At 69.4% G+C, this 13,963-nt stretch carries 10 protein-coding genes; all 10 read right to left on the bottom strand.

Annotated elements, in window-relative coordinates:
• Nucleotides 1-6 precede the first annotated feature (6 nt).
• The 10 genes from FHR97_RS12940 to lhpI all read right to left on the bottom strand — a co-directional run bounded on the left by FHR97_RS12940 (nt 7) and on the right by lhpI (nt 13,931).
• Entirely contained in the window at nt 7-693 is a 687-nt protein-coding gene (locus FHR97_RS12940; RefSeq protein WP_183384231.1) for an HAD family hydrolase, read from the bottom strand.
• Nucleotides 694-704: 11 nt separating this feature from the next.
• Nucleotides 705-1,856 carry an ABC transporter ATP-binding protein gene (locus FHR97_RS12935; RefSeq protein WP_183384230.1) on the bottom strand — a complete coding sequence of 384 codons (1,152 nt, stop codon included), beginning with the start codon at nt 1,854-1,856 and terminating at the stop codon, nt 705-707.
• A 13-nt stretch (nt 1,857-1,869) separates the two neighbouring features.
• Nucleotides 1,870-2,757 (bottom strand): carbohydrate ABC transporter permease, encoded by an 888-nt coding sequence (locus tag FHR97_RS12930; RefSeq protein WP_183384229.1) that lies wholly within the window; start codon nt 2,755-2,757, stop codon nt 1,870-1,872.
• A 16-nt stretch (nt 2,758-2,773) separates the two neighbouring features.
• Nucleotides 2,774-3,664 carry a carbohydrate ABC transporter permease gene (locus FHR97_RS12925; protein WP_183384228.1) on the bottom strand — a complete coding sequence of 297 codons (891 nt, stop codon included), beginning with the start codon at nt 3,662-3,664 and terminating at the stop codon, nt 2,774-2,776.
• Between the two features lie 63 nt (nt 3,665-3,727).
• On the bottom strand, nt 3,728-5,038 hold the full coding sequence (locus tag FHR97_RS12920) for an ABC transporter substrate-binding protein (RefSeq protein WP_183384227.1): 1,311 nt from the start codon (nt 5,036-5,038) through the stop codon (nt 3,728-3,730).
• 135 nt (nt 5,039-5,173) lie between these two features.
• Entirely contained in the window at nt 5,174-6,169 is a 996-nt protein-coding gene (locus FHR97_RS12915; protein ID WP_183384226.1) for a sugar-binding domain-containing protein, read from the bottom strand.
• Nucleotides 6,170-6,288: 119 nt separating this feature from the next.
• The gene (putA, locus tag FHR97_RS12910; RefSeq protein WP_183384225.1) at nt 6,289-9,954 is read right to left on the bottom strand and encodes a bifunctional proline dehydrogenase/L-glutamate gamma-semialdehyde dehydrogenase PutA; all 3,666 of its coding nucleotides are present in this window, start codon (nt 9,952-9,954) and stop codon (nt 6,289-6,291) included.
• A gap of 122 nt (nt 9,955-10,076) precedes the next feature.
• Nucleotides 10,077-11,423 carry an NAD(P)/FAD-dependent oxidoreductase gene (locus tag FHR97_RS12905; RefSeq protein ID WP_183384224.1) on the bottom strand — a complete coding sequence of 449 codons (1,347 nt, stop codon included), beginning with the start codon at nt 11,421-11,423 and terminating at the stop codon, nt 10,077-10,079.
• A complete protein-coding gene (nhaC, locus tag FHR97_RS12900) occupies nt 11,420-12,877 on the bottom strand; it encodes a Na+/H+ antiporter NhaC (RefSeq protein ID WP_183384223.1) in 1,458 nt (485 codons plus the stop codon). The genes FHR97_RS12905 and nhaC overlap by 4 nt, the downstream gene beginning before the upstream one ends.
• 91 nt (nt 12,878-12,968) lie before the next feature.
• Nucleotides 12,969-13,931: a bifunctional Delta(1)-pyrroline-2-carboxylate/Delta(1)-piperideine-2-carboxylate reductase gene (gene lhpI, locus FHR97_RS12895; protein WP_183384222.1), complete on the bottom strand. Its 963-nt coding sequence runs from the start codon at nt 13,929-13,931 to the stop codon at nt 12,969-12,971.
• Nucleotides 13,932-13,963: the final 32 nt, after the last annotated feature.

Genomic DNA, 13,963 nt, shown 5'->3' with positions numbered 1-13,963 from the left:
GAACGCTCAGGAGCCGACGGTCGGCCGGCGGGTGTCCCGCCACTGCCGAACCAGCGCCTCGAGCCCCTGCATGTGCGGCAGGATGCGCCAGGCGCCTGCCTCGCGAAGCCGCTCGTCCTGTCCCGGGGGGACATGGCTGGCGCCGGTGAAGCCGATCACCGCCATGCCGGCGCCATGGGCCGCGGTCACCCCGGAGACGCTGTCTTCCACCACCAGGCAGTCGCCGGGCGCACAGCCCAGCCGCTCGGCGGCCAGGCGGTAGACCGCCGGGTCCGGCTTGGGGTGGGCCACCTGATCGGCGGTGATGATCGGGCTATTGCCCAGCCGGGCGTCGAGCCCGGTGGTGGCAAGCGAGGCCAGCACCCGCCGACGGCGACTGTTGGAGACCACCGCCAGCGGCAGCTCGAGAGCGGCGATGGCCGCGGCGACGCCGTCGATGGCGCGCAGTTCGTCGGCCAGGCGGGCCTCGATGGCATCGTCGACCCGCGCGGCGGCATCCGTCGGCAGCCGGTAGGCGCTGCACGCCTCGAGATGGTCCAGGATGTTCGCCGTGGTCATGCCCAGCGCCGCCTTCAGCTCGGCCCGGGCCGCCAGGTCCGGCAGCCACTCGCCCAGCAGTTCGAGCAGGGTGGTCTCGGCGATGGCCTCGCTGTCCACCAGCACGCCGTCGCAATCGAAGATCAGGCTGTCCATGCGACCTCCAGTCACTGGCCGACGGCGTCGGAGGGGGCACGGTTGTCCTGGCGGCGCAGGCCGGCCAGGGGATGCTGGTGAAGGCTCGGCAGGGCCAGTCCCCGGGCATCGAAGAGATGCGCCCGGCCCGGCTCGAAGCCGAAACGCACCCTGTCATGCACGCGGTGCGCGACATCGCCGTCGGCCATGATGGTGACCATGGCCTCGCCCATCTGCACGTACAGCGACGTCTGGCCCCCCAGGCGCTCGAGGACCTGGATCTCCCCTTCCAGGGGCCCCTGGTCGTCCAGCACCAGGTGCTCGGGGCGGATCCCCAGCTCCAGGGCCGTGCCGCTGGCCTGGCCCTGCCCCTCCACGGGCACCCGGGTCACGTCACCGCCGGGCAGGCGCACGCCGACGCCATCGGCGTCGGCCTCGGCCTCGGCCACCTCGACGGACAGGAAGTTCATCTTCGGCGAGCCGATGAAACCGGCCACGAAGCGGTTGCGGGGATGGTGGTAGAGCTCCATGGGCGAGCCCACCTGCTCGACCTCGCCGTCGTGCAGCACGACGATCTTGTCGGCCATGGTCATGGCCTCGATCTGGTCGTGGGTGACGTAGATCATGGTGGCATCGAGCTCCTCGTGGAGCCGCGCCAGTTCGATGCGCATCTGTACGCGCAGGGCGGCATCCAGGTTGGAGAGCGGCTCGTCGAACAGGAAGATGCTGGGATTGCGCACGATGGCGCGACCGATCGCCACGCGCTGGCGCTGGCCGCCGGAGAGCGCCTTGGGCTTGCGATCCAGCAGCGGTTCGAGCTGCAGGATCCTGGCCGCCTCGAGGACCTTGCGGCGGCGCTCGGCCTTGGCCACCCCGGCCAGGCGCATGCTGAAGCCCATGTTGTCCTCGACCGTCATGTGCGGGTAGAGCGCATAGCTCTGGAAGACCATGGCCAGGCCGCGGTCGGCGGGGCCGACCTCGTTCATGCGCTGGCCGTCGATCACGATGTCACCGCTGGTGGCGCTCTCGAGCCCGGCGATCATGCGCATCAGGGTCGACTTGCCGCAGCCGGAGGGACCGACGAAGACCACGAATTCCCGGTCGTTGACCTCGAGGTCGACGCTCTTGATGACGTCGGTCTCGCCGAAGCTCTTCTTGATCTGCTTGAGTTGTAGCGTTGCCATCTTGGTTTCCTCGTTATTTGACGGCGCCGAAGGTCAGGCCACGTACCATCTGCTTCTGGGTGAGCCACCCGAAGACGAGGATGGGCGCGATGGCCATGGTCGAGGCCGCGGAGAGCTTGGCCCAGAAGAGCCCTTCGGGGCTCGAGAAGGAGGCGATATAGGCCGTCAGCGGGGCCGCCTGGGAGGACGTGAGGTTGAGGCTCCAGAAGGCCTCGTTCCAGCTCAGGATCACCGACAGCAGGCCGGTGGAGGCGATCCCCGGCAGGGTCAGCGGCAGCAGCAGGTAGAGCACCTCCTGCAGGGTGCTGGCGCCGTCCATGCGGCCCGCCTCGAGGATGTCCCTGGGCATGTCCTTGAAGAAGGTGTAGAGCATCCACACCACGATCGGCAGGTTCATCAGGGTGTAGACGATGACCAGCCCTGTGCGGGTATCCAGCAGCCCGACATCGCGGAACAGCAGGTAGATCGGCACCAGCACGCCGACCGGCGGCAGCATCTTGGTGGAGAGCATCCACAGCAGGGTGCCCTTGGTGCGCCTGGTGGGCAGGAAGGCCATGGAGTAGGCCGCGGGAATCGCGATCAGCAGCGCCAGCAGCGTCGAGCCGAAGGCCACCACCACGCTGTTGATGGCAAACCTGGCATAGCCGGCGCGATTCTGGACCGCGTCATAGCTCTCCAGGGTCGGCGAGAAGACCAGCGACGGCTCGGCGATGGCCTCGGCCTCGGTCTTGAAGCCGGTCAGCACCATCCAGAAGATCGGGAAGAAGATCAGCAGGGCCACGGACCAGCCCAGCACGCCCAGCCACAGGCGGCGGCTGCGCAGGATGCCCAGCCACGGCGCGCGTTGCGTCAGGGGGGCGGCGTGGCTGGAGGGCAGCGATTTGGTTCTTGCAGTCGTCATGAGAGGCGCTCCCGCGTCAGCTTTCCAGGTTCTTGGCCACCATGCGGACCAGGAAGATGGCGACGATGTTGGCGAGGATGATCGCGATCACCCCGCCGGCGGAGGCCATGCCCACGTCGAAGTCGAGCAGGGCGCGAATGTAGATCAGGTAGGCCAGGTTGGTGGTGGCGAGTCCCGGGCCGCCGGAGGTGGTCACGAAGATCTCGGCGAAGATGGTCAGCAGGAAGATCATCTCGATCATGATCACCACGCTGATCGCCCGCTTGAGGTGCGGCAGGGTGATGAAGAAGAAGATCGCGATCGGGCCGGCGCCGTCCATGCGGGCGGCCTCCACCTGGTCCTCGTCGAGCGACTGCAGGGCGGTCAGCAGGATCAGCAGCGCGAAGGGCAGCCACTGCCAGGCCACGATGATGATGATCGAGGTCAGCGGCAGCGACGAGAACCAGTCCACCGCCGGCAGCCCGAACAGCTCGACGAGCCAGGACAGCACGCCGTTGGCCGGGTGCATCATCATGTTCTTCCAGACCAGGGCGCTGACGGTGGGCATGACGAAGAACGGCGAGATCGCCAGCACCCGGGCGATGCCCTGGCCCATGAACTCCTGCTGGAAGAGCACCGCCAGCAGGGTGCCGCCGACCACGGTGATCGCCAGCACCCAGCCGACCATCAGCAGGGTGGTGCCCATGGCCGACCAGAGGGCGGGGTCGGTGAACAGGTACTCGTAGTTCTCGAGCCCGGCGAAGCCGGTCATGCCGGGCATCAGCAGGTTATAGCGCTGGAAGGAGAACCACAGGGTCATGCCCAGCGGGATCAGCATCCAGAGCAACAGCAGGGAGACGGCGGGCGCCTGGAGCGAGAGGGACCTAAGCCCCCCGACGGTACGCCCGGAAGTTCTGGTCTTGTTCATGTCGGTAACCGTGAGGGTTCGCGAAGAGGGCGCCGACCGGGTCGCCCCGGCCGGCGGACAGGGTCAGTCCTGGTAGCCGGCACGCTCGACGGTGCGCTGGGTGGCGCGCTGGGCCGCCTGAAGGGCCTGCTCGACGGAGGTCTCGCCGGTCAGCGCCGAGGCCACCATCTGGCCGACCTGGGTCCCGATGGACTGGAACTCGGGAATGCCGACGAACTGCACGCCGATGTAGGGCGCCGGCTCCTGGGTGGCGTCGGTGGGGTCGGCGTCCTGGATCGCCTGCAGCACGAAGTCGGCGAAGGGCGCGGCTTCCTGGTAGTCGGGGTTCTCGTAGGTGGACTTGCGGGTCCCCGGGGGCACGCTGGTCCAGCCCTCCTGCTCGCCGACCAGCTCGACATACTCCTGGGAGGTCGCCCAGGTGATGAACTCGCGGGCCGCGTCCCTGGAATCGGAGGTCGCGGGGATCGCCAGCGCCCAGGACCACAGCCAGTGGGAGCCCTTCGGCGTCTCGGCGACCGGCGCCGGGGCGAAGCCCAACTGGTCGGCGACCCGGGACTCGTCGGCGTCATAGAGCTTGCCCGCCGCCGAGGTGGCATCGACCCAGATGGCGCAATTGCCCCGGGAGAACAGCGCCAGGTTCTCGTTGAAGCCGTTGGAGCTGGCGCCGGGCGGGCCATAGTTGCCCAGCAGGTCGACGTAGAAGCCGATCGCCTCCTGCCAGGCCGGCGAGTCGATCTGCGGGTTCCAGTCCATGTCGAACCAGCGCCCGCCGAAGGTGTTGATCATGGTCGAGACCAGGGCCATGTTCTCGCCCCAGCCCGGCTTGCCGCGCAGGCAGATCCCGTAGGTCTGCTCGTCGGGGGCATGGAGCGTCTCGGCCCAGTCGCGCACCTGCTGCCAGGTGGGCTGCTCGGGCACCTCGATGCCGGCCGCGTCGAAGAGGTCCTGGCGGTAGTACATCATCGAGCTCTCGGCGTAGAAGGGCAGCGCATGCAGGGTGCCGTCCTCGCTCAGGCCGTCGCGGACCGACTGCAGCAGGTCGTCGACCCGGTAGTCCTCGGGCAGGTCGTCGAGGGGCGCCAGCCAGTCGCGCTCGGCCCAGATGGGCACCTCATAGGTGCCGATGGTCATGACGTCGAACTGGCCACCGCCGGTGGCGATATCGGTGGTGAGGCGCTGGCGCAGCACGTTCTCCTCGAGCACCACCCAGTCCAGGGTGATATCCGGATGGGCCTGCTCGAAGGCATCGGTCAGGCCCTGCATGATCACCATGTCGTTGTTGTTGACCGTGGCCACGGTAATCGTTTCCGCCTGGGCCGCGCTGGCGCCCACGGCCGCGATGCCGGCCAGCGGGAGCACACGAGAGAGCTTCATGGTTGGCTCCTTTGGGGAAGTCTTGTGTTGTTGTCGACGCGTGATTCGGCTTTTTGATCATTTCAATCAAAGCACGAACAAATGATCGACCACGAGCCCAAAAAAAGCAAAGCCGCAGCATTAGACTTTAGGCGCTTAGACTTTGGCCGCAGGACCTGCGCCGTCGAGACCGGATCCGCGCTCCGTCTCGACGATGTAGCGCGCCGCGTGCTCGTCGGTGACCAACCCCTTGAGCCAGCCGCCGCGCAGCGCGGCGAGCAGCGCCGGCCCCTTGTCACGCCCGCCGCCCACCGCCACCAGGGGGCGGTCACGGAAGATGGTCAGCGGCAGACTGGTCACCCGCCGGGTGATGGAGCAGTCGATGACCTCGCCGTCCCGGCTCAGCGGCCAGCCCAGCAGCTCGCCCACCGCCTCGCGCTCCAGCAGCTCGTCGAGCTCGGCCTCGCTGATGAAGTGATCCTGGAAGAGCGTCGCCTGGCGGTCGATGCGCCCGACCCCGATGAAGGCCACCTCGGCCTCGCGGGCGACCTCGGCCACCGACTGGTAGAGCCGCTGGCCGCACAGGGCCTCGCTCTCCTCCACCGAGCCCGCCACCACCGGGGCCGGCAACAGGAAGCGCTCGCCGCCGGTCTTGTCGGCCAGCACCATGACGCCGTCGTAGCGATTGGAGGAGCCATCCCGGGCGACGTTGCCGACCAGCGAGACGACGCGATGCTGGGGGCGGTCGATGCGGCTCAGCGCCTCGACCATGCCGCGCACGGCACGGCCGGTGCCCAGCGACAGGGTCAGCGGCTCGCTGCGGTCCAGGTACCAGGACAGGCGCTCGGCCGCGGCCACCGCCAGGTAGCGGGTACTGCCGTCGGGCGCGCCCTGCGGGTCGGCGGGCACCACGTCGCAGAACTCCAGCCCGTAACGCTCGCCGATCGCCTCGGAGAGCGCCATGCAGCCGGCGATGGGATGGTCGATATGCACCTTGACCAGGCCTTCCTGGCGGGCCAGGGCCAGCAGGCGCTGCACGCCGGGACGCGACACGCCGAGCTGGCTGGCGATCTCGTCCTGGGTGTGGCCGCCCACATAGGAGAGCCAGGCGGCCCGGGCCGCCTGGTCCAGCTTTCTCTCGAACTTGTCCACGGGTCGCCCCACTCCGGATAGCCTGTGACCGGCTGATCATCGCAAGGCACGCGCCATTGCACAAATGCGGCGCCGACCCCCCGGACACGAGCCGGCGCCGCCATCGGGCCCCCTCGCGCCTATTCGGCCGTCGCCAGCAGGCTGGCGTTGCCGCCCGCGGCGGTGGTGTCGATGCACAGGTGGCGTTCCACCACATAGCGCGCCGGCGCGATGGTCTGGGTCTCCAGCGACACGATGGGGCCGTCGCGCTGGGCGAGCGCGAGGCGCAGCTCGCGGGTCCAGTCGCCGGCGCCGGCGGCGGCCACCGCCGCGATGCCCCGGACCGAGGTCAGCGTCTCGGCCGCGACGGTGCCGTCGAGCGCGGCGACGGGCGCCCCGGCCTCGCTCAGCGACCGCACGTCCCCGTCCGCGCCGGGGGCGACGATCAACGCCGCACAGCCGGCACCGAGCGCCTGCGCCGCCTGGGCGATGGCGATGTCGAGCGTCGGCCCCAGGCACAGCACCGGGCCCTTGGGATACAACGACAGCCGGTTGCTCTCCCCCGTCGGCCCTGGCAGCGTCTGCGGCGTCATGTCCAGGGCCGCGGTCTCGGCGAGCGCCTTGCGGATGACCCCGCGCTTGCCGGAGAGCGCCTTTCGCAGCACCTCGACACGGTCGGGCCGCGCCGCCCAGTTGCGTGGGTCCAGCCCGTCGAGGGCCGACTGCAGCGCCTCGAGGGACACGACATCGCCCCGGGGCGCCTCATGATGCTCGACGGCGGTGGTGCGACGGAAGCGGTTGACGTAGAGGGGACCGCCGGCCTTGGGCCCGGTGCCCGAGAGGCCCTCGCCGCCGAAGGGCTGGGAGCCGACGATGGCGCCGATCTGATTGCGGTTGACGTAGATATTGCCGACATGGATGCGCTCGACGATCTGCTGCACGCGGTCGTCGATACGGGTATGCAGGCCGAAGGTCAGCCCATAGCCCTTGGCGTTGATCGCATCGACCACCTTGTCGATGTCCCGCGCCTTGAAGGTGGCCACGTGCAGGATCGGGCCGAAGATCTCGCGCTCGAGATCGCCGATGCCCCCCACCTCGACCACGGCCGGGGTGACGAAGGTGCCGTCGTCCGGCGCGGGCAGCGTCTTGAGCACCTTGCCGGCCTTGTCCCGCGCCGCCACATAGGCGCCGATGTCGGCCTGGGCCTCGGTGTCGATCACCGGCGAGACGTCGGTATCGGTATGCCACGGGTCGCCGATGGCGAGCGCATCCATCGCCCCGTCGAGCATCGTCAGCAGCCGCTCTCGCGCCTCTTCCTGGACATACAGCATTCTCAGCGCCGAGCAACGCTGGCCGGCCGACTGGAAGGAAGAGATCAGGATGTCGCGCACCGCCTGCTCGGTCAGCGCCGTCGAGTCCACGATCATGGCGTTCAGCCCACCGGTCTCGGCGATCAGCACCGCATCCGGCCCCGCGTTCTTCGCCAGTGCCTGGTGGATGAGCTGCGCCACCTCGGTCGAGCCGGTGAAGCAGACCCCGGCGATCCGCGGATCGCTGGTCAGCGGCCCGCCCACCGTCGGCCCGTCACCGGGCAGCAACTGCAGCGCCGCCTCCGGCAGGCCGGCCTCGCGCATCAGCTCGACGGCGCGGGCGGCGATCAGCGGCGTCTGCTCGGCGGGCTTGGCGAGCACCGCGTTGCCGGCCGCCAGCGCCGCCGCGATCTGGCCGGTGAAGATGGCCAGCGGGAAGTTCCACGGGCTGATGCAGACGAAGACGCCGCGAGCGCTGCCGGGCGCTTCCGCCTCCAGCCGCTCGCCCTCGCAGGCGTAGAAGCGCAGGAAGTCCACCGCCTCGCGCACCTCGGCGATGCCATCGAGAATCATCTTGCCGGCCTCACGGGTGGCGATCACGGTCAGCTCGGCGATGTGCTGCTCGTAGAGATCGGCGATCCGGCGCAGCACCTCGGCGCGCTCGGCCACCGGGCGCGCCGACCAGTCGTGGTAGCCGTCCTGGGCGGCATCGAGGGCGGCTGCCACCTCGGCCGGGGTCGCCTCATGCACCTGGCCGACCACGCGCGAGCCGTCGGCGGGGGACACGGCATCGCGCGCCGGGCCCTGCGGCGCCGGGCTCCCGGCCAGCATGGGCGCGGCGATCCAGGTGGTGTCGGCGAACGCCTCGCGCGCCGTCAGCAGGGGCAGGATCGAGGCGGGTTCGTTGATCCGGTAGCCGCGGGAGTTCTTGCGCTCGGGGGCGAAGAGCTCGCCGGGCAGGCGAATCGAGGGGCTGGCGATGGCGTCGCCCAGGCGCTGCATCTCGGCCACCGGATCCTTCGAGACCTCGCTCGGGGGAATCGACTCATCCACCACCTGGTTGACGAATGAGGAGTTCGCCCCGTTCTCCAGCAGGCGGCGTACCAGGTAGGCCAGCAGGTCACGGTGTGCGCCGACCGGGGCGTAGATCCGGCAACGCGTGCCCTCCGACTGCTTGACGATGTGGTGCAGCGACTCGCCCATGCCGTGCAGGCGCTGGAACTCGAAGCTGTCCTTGTCGTCGCCGGCCATGGCGATGACGGCGGCGCAGGTATGGGCGTTGTGGGTGGCGAACTGCGGATAGATGCGGTCGCGCCGATCGAGCAGCAGCTGCGCGCAGGCCATGTAGCTGACATCGGTGTTGACCTTGCGGGTGAAGACCGGGAAGGTCTCGACGCCCATCTCCTGCGCCAGCTTGATCTCGGTGTCCCAGTAGGCGCCTTTCACCAGCCGCACCATGATCCTGCGGTCGAGCCGCTCGGCAAGGTCGTAGAGCGCCTCGATCACCGGCGCGGCACGGCGCCCGTAGGCCTGCACCACCACCCCGAAGCCGTCCCAGCCGGCGAGCGCGGGGTCGGCCAGCAGCGCCTCGATCACGTCGAGCGACAGGTCCAGGCGGTCCTGTTCCTCGGCGTCGATGTTGAAGCCGATATTGGCCTTGGCCGCCTGCTTGGCCAGTTCCCGCGCGCGCGGCACGAGCTCGGCCATCACCGTCTCGCGGTGGGTGGTTTCATAGCGCGGATGCAGCGCCGAGAGCTTCACCGAGATCCCCGGGCTTCCACGCACGTCGCCCTTGGCCTGCCTGGCAATGGCGGCGATCGCCGTGGCGTAGGCCTCGTGATAGCGCAGCGCATCGGCGTCGGTGCGCGCCGCCTCGCCCAGCATGTCGTAGGAATAGGTGTAGCCCTGCTTCTCGAGCTCGCGGGCGTTCCTCATGCCCTCCTCGATGGTCTGGCCGAGCACGAATTGCCGGCCGAGGATCTTCATCGACTGGCCGACCGCGGTGCGCACCACCGGCTCGCCCATCCGGCGCACCAGGCCGCGCAGCGCCCGCACCGGGCCCTTGGGATCCTCTTCCAGCACCTTGCCGGTCAGCATCAGCGCCCAGGTCGAGGCGTTGACCATCGACGACGAAGACTTGCCCAGGTGCGCGCCCCAGTCGGACGGCTCGATCTTGTCGTGGATCAGGTCGTCGATGGTTTCCGCGTCGGGCACGCGCAGCAGCGCCTCGGCCAGGCACATGAGGCCGACTCCTTCGGCGGTCGAGAGCCCGTATTCGGCCAGGAACGCCTCCATCATCGAGGGCGAGGTTTCCTTGCGCACTCGCTCCACATACTTGGCGCCGGCGTCGGCCACCTTGCGGCGCTCGTCCTCCGACAGCTTGATCCGCTCGACCAGCCCACGCAGCACTTCGGCCTCGTCGGCCGCATAGTGGGCGCGGATGCGCGCCCGTGACTCGCTCACGGCGCCATGCGGGTAAAGGTTGGCTTCGTTCATGCTGGATCCCCCTAGCGACGCGCACCGCATCGTCGATGTTCTCTCTCGGATGCCGTCGTCATTGTCGAAAGTCATTCATCTAGCGTAGGCGCCCCGGCCGGGATTGCGTCCATTGTCTACGGTCACGCGTTGGCAGGATGGCCCGCAGAGTCCTGTCGGCTGCGGCGATAGGCCGGGCAGCGGCCGGTCTCCTGCCGCCTTCCCCGGCATCCCGGGAAGCGGGTCACCCGATACGGGGAAAGATCCAGGGCCGGAGCCTCCCCCGCCATTCGCGCGGCAAGCAGCTCCGCGGTGATCGCCGCCTGGGTGAGCCCCAGGTGCTGGTGGCCGAAGGCGAAGTGCACCACCGGGTAGTCCGGATGGGTATCGATCACCGGCAGGGAATCGGGCAGGGTCGGTCGGAAGCCCATCCACTCCTCGGCGCCCTCATCGAGGCCGGCAGGGTCGCGCAGCAGCGCCTCGGCATGATGCCGCAGGGAGGCGTAGCGGCGCTTGACCGGGGACAGCCAGAGCCCGCCGAGCTCGGTGAAGCCGACTACCCGCAGGCCGCAACGCATCGGCGTCATCACGAAGCGGCGCTCCGCCGAGCCCACCGGCTGGCGCAGGGCCTGCCCCCGCTGGGGCAGCGTCAGATGATAGCCACGTTCGGTCTCCAGCGGGATCGACAGGCCGAGCCCGGCGGCCAATTGGTGGCTCCAGGCCCCGGCGGCGACTACCGCCCGGTCTGCATCCAGCGCGCCCGCGTCGGTATGCAGGCGCACGCCCTCGCCACGGGGTTCCAGCCGATTCACCCGCATCCGGCACAGCTCGCCGCCGCGGGCCTCGAAGGCCGCGGCCAGGCGCCGCACCAGGGCATGGGGGTCGCGTACCTGGTGGGCGCCGGGGAAGTAGAGCCCATGGCTCAGCGTCCCCGTCAGCCCCGGCTCGCGCTTGCGCAGGGCCGCCGCCTCGAGCCATTCCACCTCCTGTCCCCAGCGTTCCAGGTGGGCCATCTTCGCCTTGGCCGCGGCACGGCCCCGGCCGGACTGCCAGACCAGCAGGTAGCCCGAGGGCAGCAGTTCCTCCTCGGCGCCGATATCGGCCAGGCAGCGCCGCCAGGCGGCCACCGCCGCCCCGTTCAGGGCCGCCAGTGCCTGGCGCCCCTTGGTTACCTGGAAGGGACGAGCGGCCGCGATGAAGCGCACCAGCCAGGGCGCCAGCCGCGGCAGGTAGCGCAGCGGCAGGGCCAGGGCCCCGTGGGGAGCGAGCCACAGCCGCGGCGCCTGGCGCAGGGTGGCCGGCGTCGACAAGGGATCGATCAGCTCGGTGGCCAGGAAGCCGGCGTTGCCGTAGGAGGCGCCCTCCCCCGGCCCCTGGGGGTCCAGCACGCTGACCGCATGTCCCTGGCGCTGCAGGGCCAGCGCGGTGGTCATGCCCACCACGCCGGCGCCGACCACCGCGATCCGGCGGGGGGAAGCGGCCTGGCTCATGCCAGGTCCTCCGCCACGGCCGCACCAACCGATGCCTCGGGCTCGGCCCGCCGGGAGAACCAGCCGAGTTGGGCATAGAGGATGCCGATCAGCGGCGACAGCCAGCAGGCGAAGGCCAGCGGGATATACAGCAGCTGGCTGAAGTCACCGGGGGTCACGCTCAGCCCCAGCGCGCCCATCACGAAGGCACCGCCCGCGTTCCACGGCACCAGCGGCGAGACCAGGGTACCGCCCTCCTCGATGGCCCGGGCCAGGTTGAGCCGCGAGTAGCCGAGCTCGTCGTAGGCGGGCTTGTACATGCGCCCCGGCAAGGCGATGGACAGGTAGACGTCGCCGGACACCACGTTGGTGGTGATGGAGGTCAGGATGGCGCTGGTCTGCAGCCCCCGGAAGCCCCTGAGACGCTTCATGATGGTACCGACGATGGCTTCCAGGCAGCGGGTGCGCTCCAGGGCACCGCCGAAGGCCAGGGCGAACATCATCAGGGTCACCACCCAGGTCATCGAGGTGACGCCGCCGCGGTTGAGCAGGCTGTCCAGCGTCTCGGTGCCGGTCTCGATGGCGAAGCCGCTGTGGGCGAAGGTCAGGGCATCATGGAGGGAGCCCCCCTGGGTCAGGATGGCCACGCCACCGCCCAGCATCACCCCGGTGAACAGTGCGGGGATCGGCGCCACCTTGAAGAAGGCCAGGCCGATGACCACCACCAGCGGCAACAGTTGCCAGACGCCCATCGCGAAGTTGTCGGCCAGTCCCTGCTGGATCAGTTCGATCCGCTCGAGGGAATGCCCCACTCCGGCCTCGGCACCGCCGACGACCCAGTAGATCGCCAGGGCGATCAGCATGGCGGGGACGGTGGTCGGCAGCATGTAGCGGATATGGTCGAAGATATTGGTCTCGGTGACCGCCGGCGTCAGGTTGGTGGTGTCCGACAGCGGCGAGATCTTGTCGCCGAAGAAGGCCCCGGACACCACGGCACCGGCGGTCCAGTAGATGGGCACGCCGAAGGCATCGCCGATGCCGATCAGCGCCAGCCCCACGGTGCCGACGGTGGTCCAGGAGGAGCCAATGGACAGCGAGACCATCGAGCACATCAGCATGGCGGCGGCCAGGAACCAGCTCGGGTCGATCAGTTCCAGGCCCAGGTAGATCAGCATCGGCACGGTGCCGCTGGCGAGCCAGGTGCCCACCAGCATGCCGACGATGATCAGGGTACCGATGGAGGGCATCGCCACGTGCAGCACCTTGAAGGCACCGGCCTCGATGTCCTTCCAGCGGTAGCCCTGCATCCAGCCCACCAGGGCGGTGATGCCGAAGCCGATGGCCAGCGGGATATGCGGGGTGAAGTCGTCGTAGTAGAAGATCTGCACGCCGAGCAGGCCAATGGTCAGCACGATGGGGATCAAGGCCAGCGGCAGGCTCGGTACGGGGATGTCAGGGACTGAGTCGTCTTTCATCTTGCGCAACACTCCCGGGCAGGGTCTTGCCCCACCCTGTTGTCGTTGTGTCAGGAGTCGAGGGACCGAGCGAGAGGCATCGCCCCTCCGCTCAGGACGGCGTGGAGCAGCGCTCGTAGGCCAGGATGGCCGCCGCCAGGTCCTCCACCGAGGCGCCCACCGACTTGAACACCGTGATGGCCCGCTCGGGATCCTCGAGCGCGCAGCGACCGGCATGGCGCTTGCCGCACAGGTCGGGGAAGTCGGCCAGGATGTCGGACTCCTGGATGACCCCCGTCTTCAGCGGATCGATCAGGTCACCGGTCTCGCTCATGGCGCCCTCACGGGTATCGACGAAGACCGCACCGCGGCGCATCACCTCGTCGTCGGCCTCGCGCATGTAAGGCGTGAAGCTGCCCACCAGGTCGAGGTGGGTGCCGGGCGACAGCCACTCGCCCTGGATCAGCGGCTCGCGACTCAGGGTGGCGCAACTGATGATGTCGGCCCGGCCGGCGGCCTCGGCCAGGCCGTTCTCCGGCACCGCCTCGGCAGCGATCCCCTCGGCCCGGAATTCTTCCGCCAGGGCGCGGGCCGAGGCCTCGCGAATGTCCCAGATGCGCACCCGCTGGATCGGCCGGATGGCCTGGTGCGCCGGAACCAGACGACGGGCCATGCGCCCGGCGCCGACCATCAGCAGCTCGCTGGCGTCCTCGCGGGCCAGGTAGCGAGCGGCCAGGGCGGAAGCGGCCGCCGTGCGACGAGCGGTCAGCTCGTTCGCCTCGAACTGGGCCAGGTGGCGGCCGGTCCGAGCGCAGCTCAACAGGTAGTGGCCGCTGAGGCCGGGCAGACCCCGGGCGTTGTTGCCGGGGAAGACGTTGACCTGCTTGACCCCGAGGTACTGGCCCTCGATCCAGGCCGGCATCAGCAGCAGGGTGGCGTCCGGATCGCCCGGTACGCTCAGGTGATGGTGGTGGCGCACCGGCGAATGCACGGTGCGGGTGAAGATGTCGTCCAGCGCTTCCACCAGGGCCCCCCAGGGCAGGCTGGCGGTGACTTGTTCGGCGTCGAGATACATGTCAACCTCATTTCAACTGTGTCCAAGGCCAG

The organism is Halomonas stenophila (assembly GCF_014192275.1).
GTDB lineage: Bacteria > Pseudomonadota > Gammaproteobacteria > Pseudomonadales > Halomonadaceae > Halomonas > Halomonas stenophila.
The sequence above is the reverse complement of the archived record's forward strand: the minus strand, read 5'-3'. Positions and strand labels throughout refer to the sequence as shown.

Coding starts and splice junctions, on each gene's coding strand:
- FHR97_RS12940 (WP_183384231.1), bottom strand. CDS start 693: ATGGACAGCCTGATCTTCGATTGCGACGGCGTGCTGGTGGACAGCGAG.
- FHR97_RS12935 (WP_183384230.1), bottom strand. CDS start 1,856: ATGGCAACGCTACAACTCAAGCAGATCAAGAAGAGCTTCGGCGAGACC.
- FHR97_RS12930 (WP_183384229.1), bottom strand. CDS start 2,757: ATGACGACTGCAAGAACCAAATCGCTGCCCTCCAGCCACGCCGCCCCC.
- FHR97_RS12925 (WP_183384228.1), bottom strand. CDS start 3,664: ATGAACAAGACCAGAACTTCCGGGCGTACCGTCGGGGGGCTTAGGTCC.
- FHR97_RS12920 (WP_183384227.1), bottom strand. CDS start 5,038: ATGAAGCTCTCTCGTGTGCTCCCGCTGGCCGGCATCGCGGCCGTGGGC.
- putA (WP_183384225.1), bottom strand. CDS start 9,954: ATGAACGAAGCCAACCTTTACCCGCATGGCGCCGTGAGCGAGTCACGG.
- FHR97_RS12905 (WP_183384224.1), bottom strand. CDS start 11,423: ATGAGCCAGGCCGCTTCCCCCCGCCGGATCGCGGTGGTCGGCGCCGGC.
- nhaC (WP_183384223.1), bottom strand. CDS start 12,877: ATGAAAGACGACTCAGTCCCTGACATCCCCGTACCGAGCCTGCCGCTG.
- lhpI (WP_183384222.1), bottom strand. CDS start 13,931: ATGTATCTCGACGCCGAACAAGTCACCGCCAGCCTGCCCTGGGGGGCC.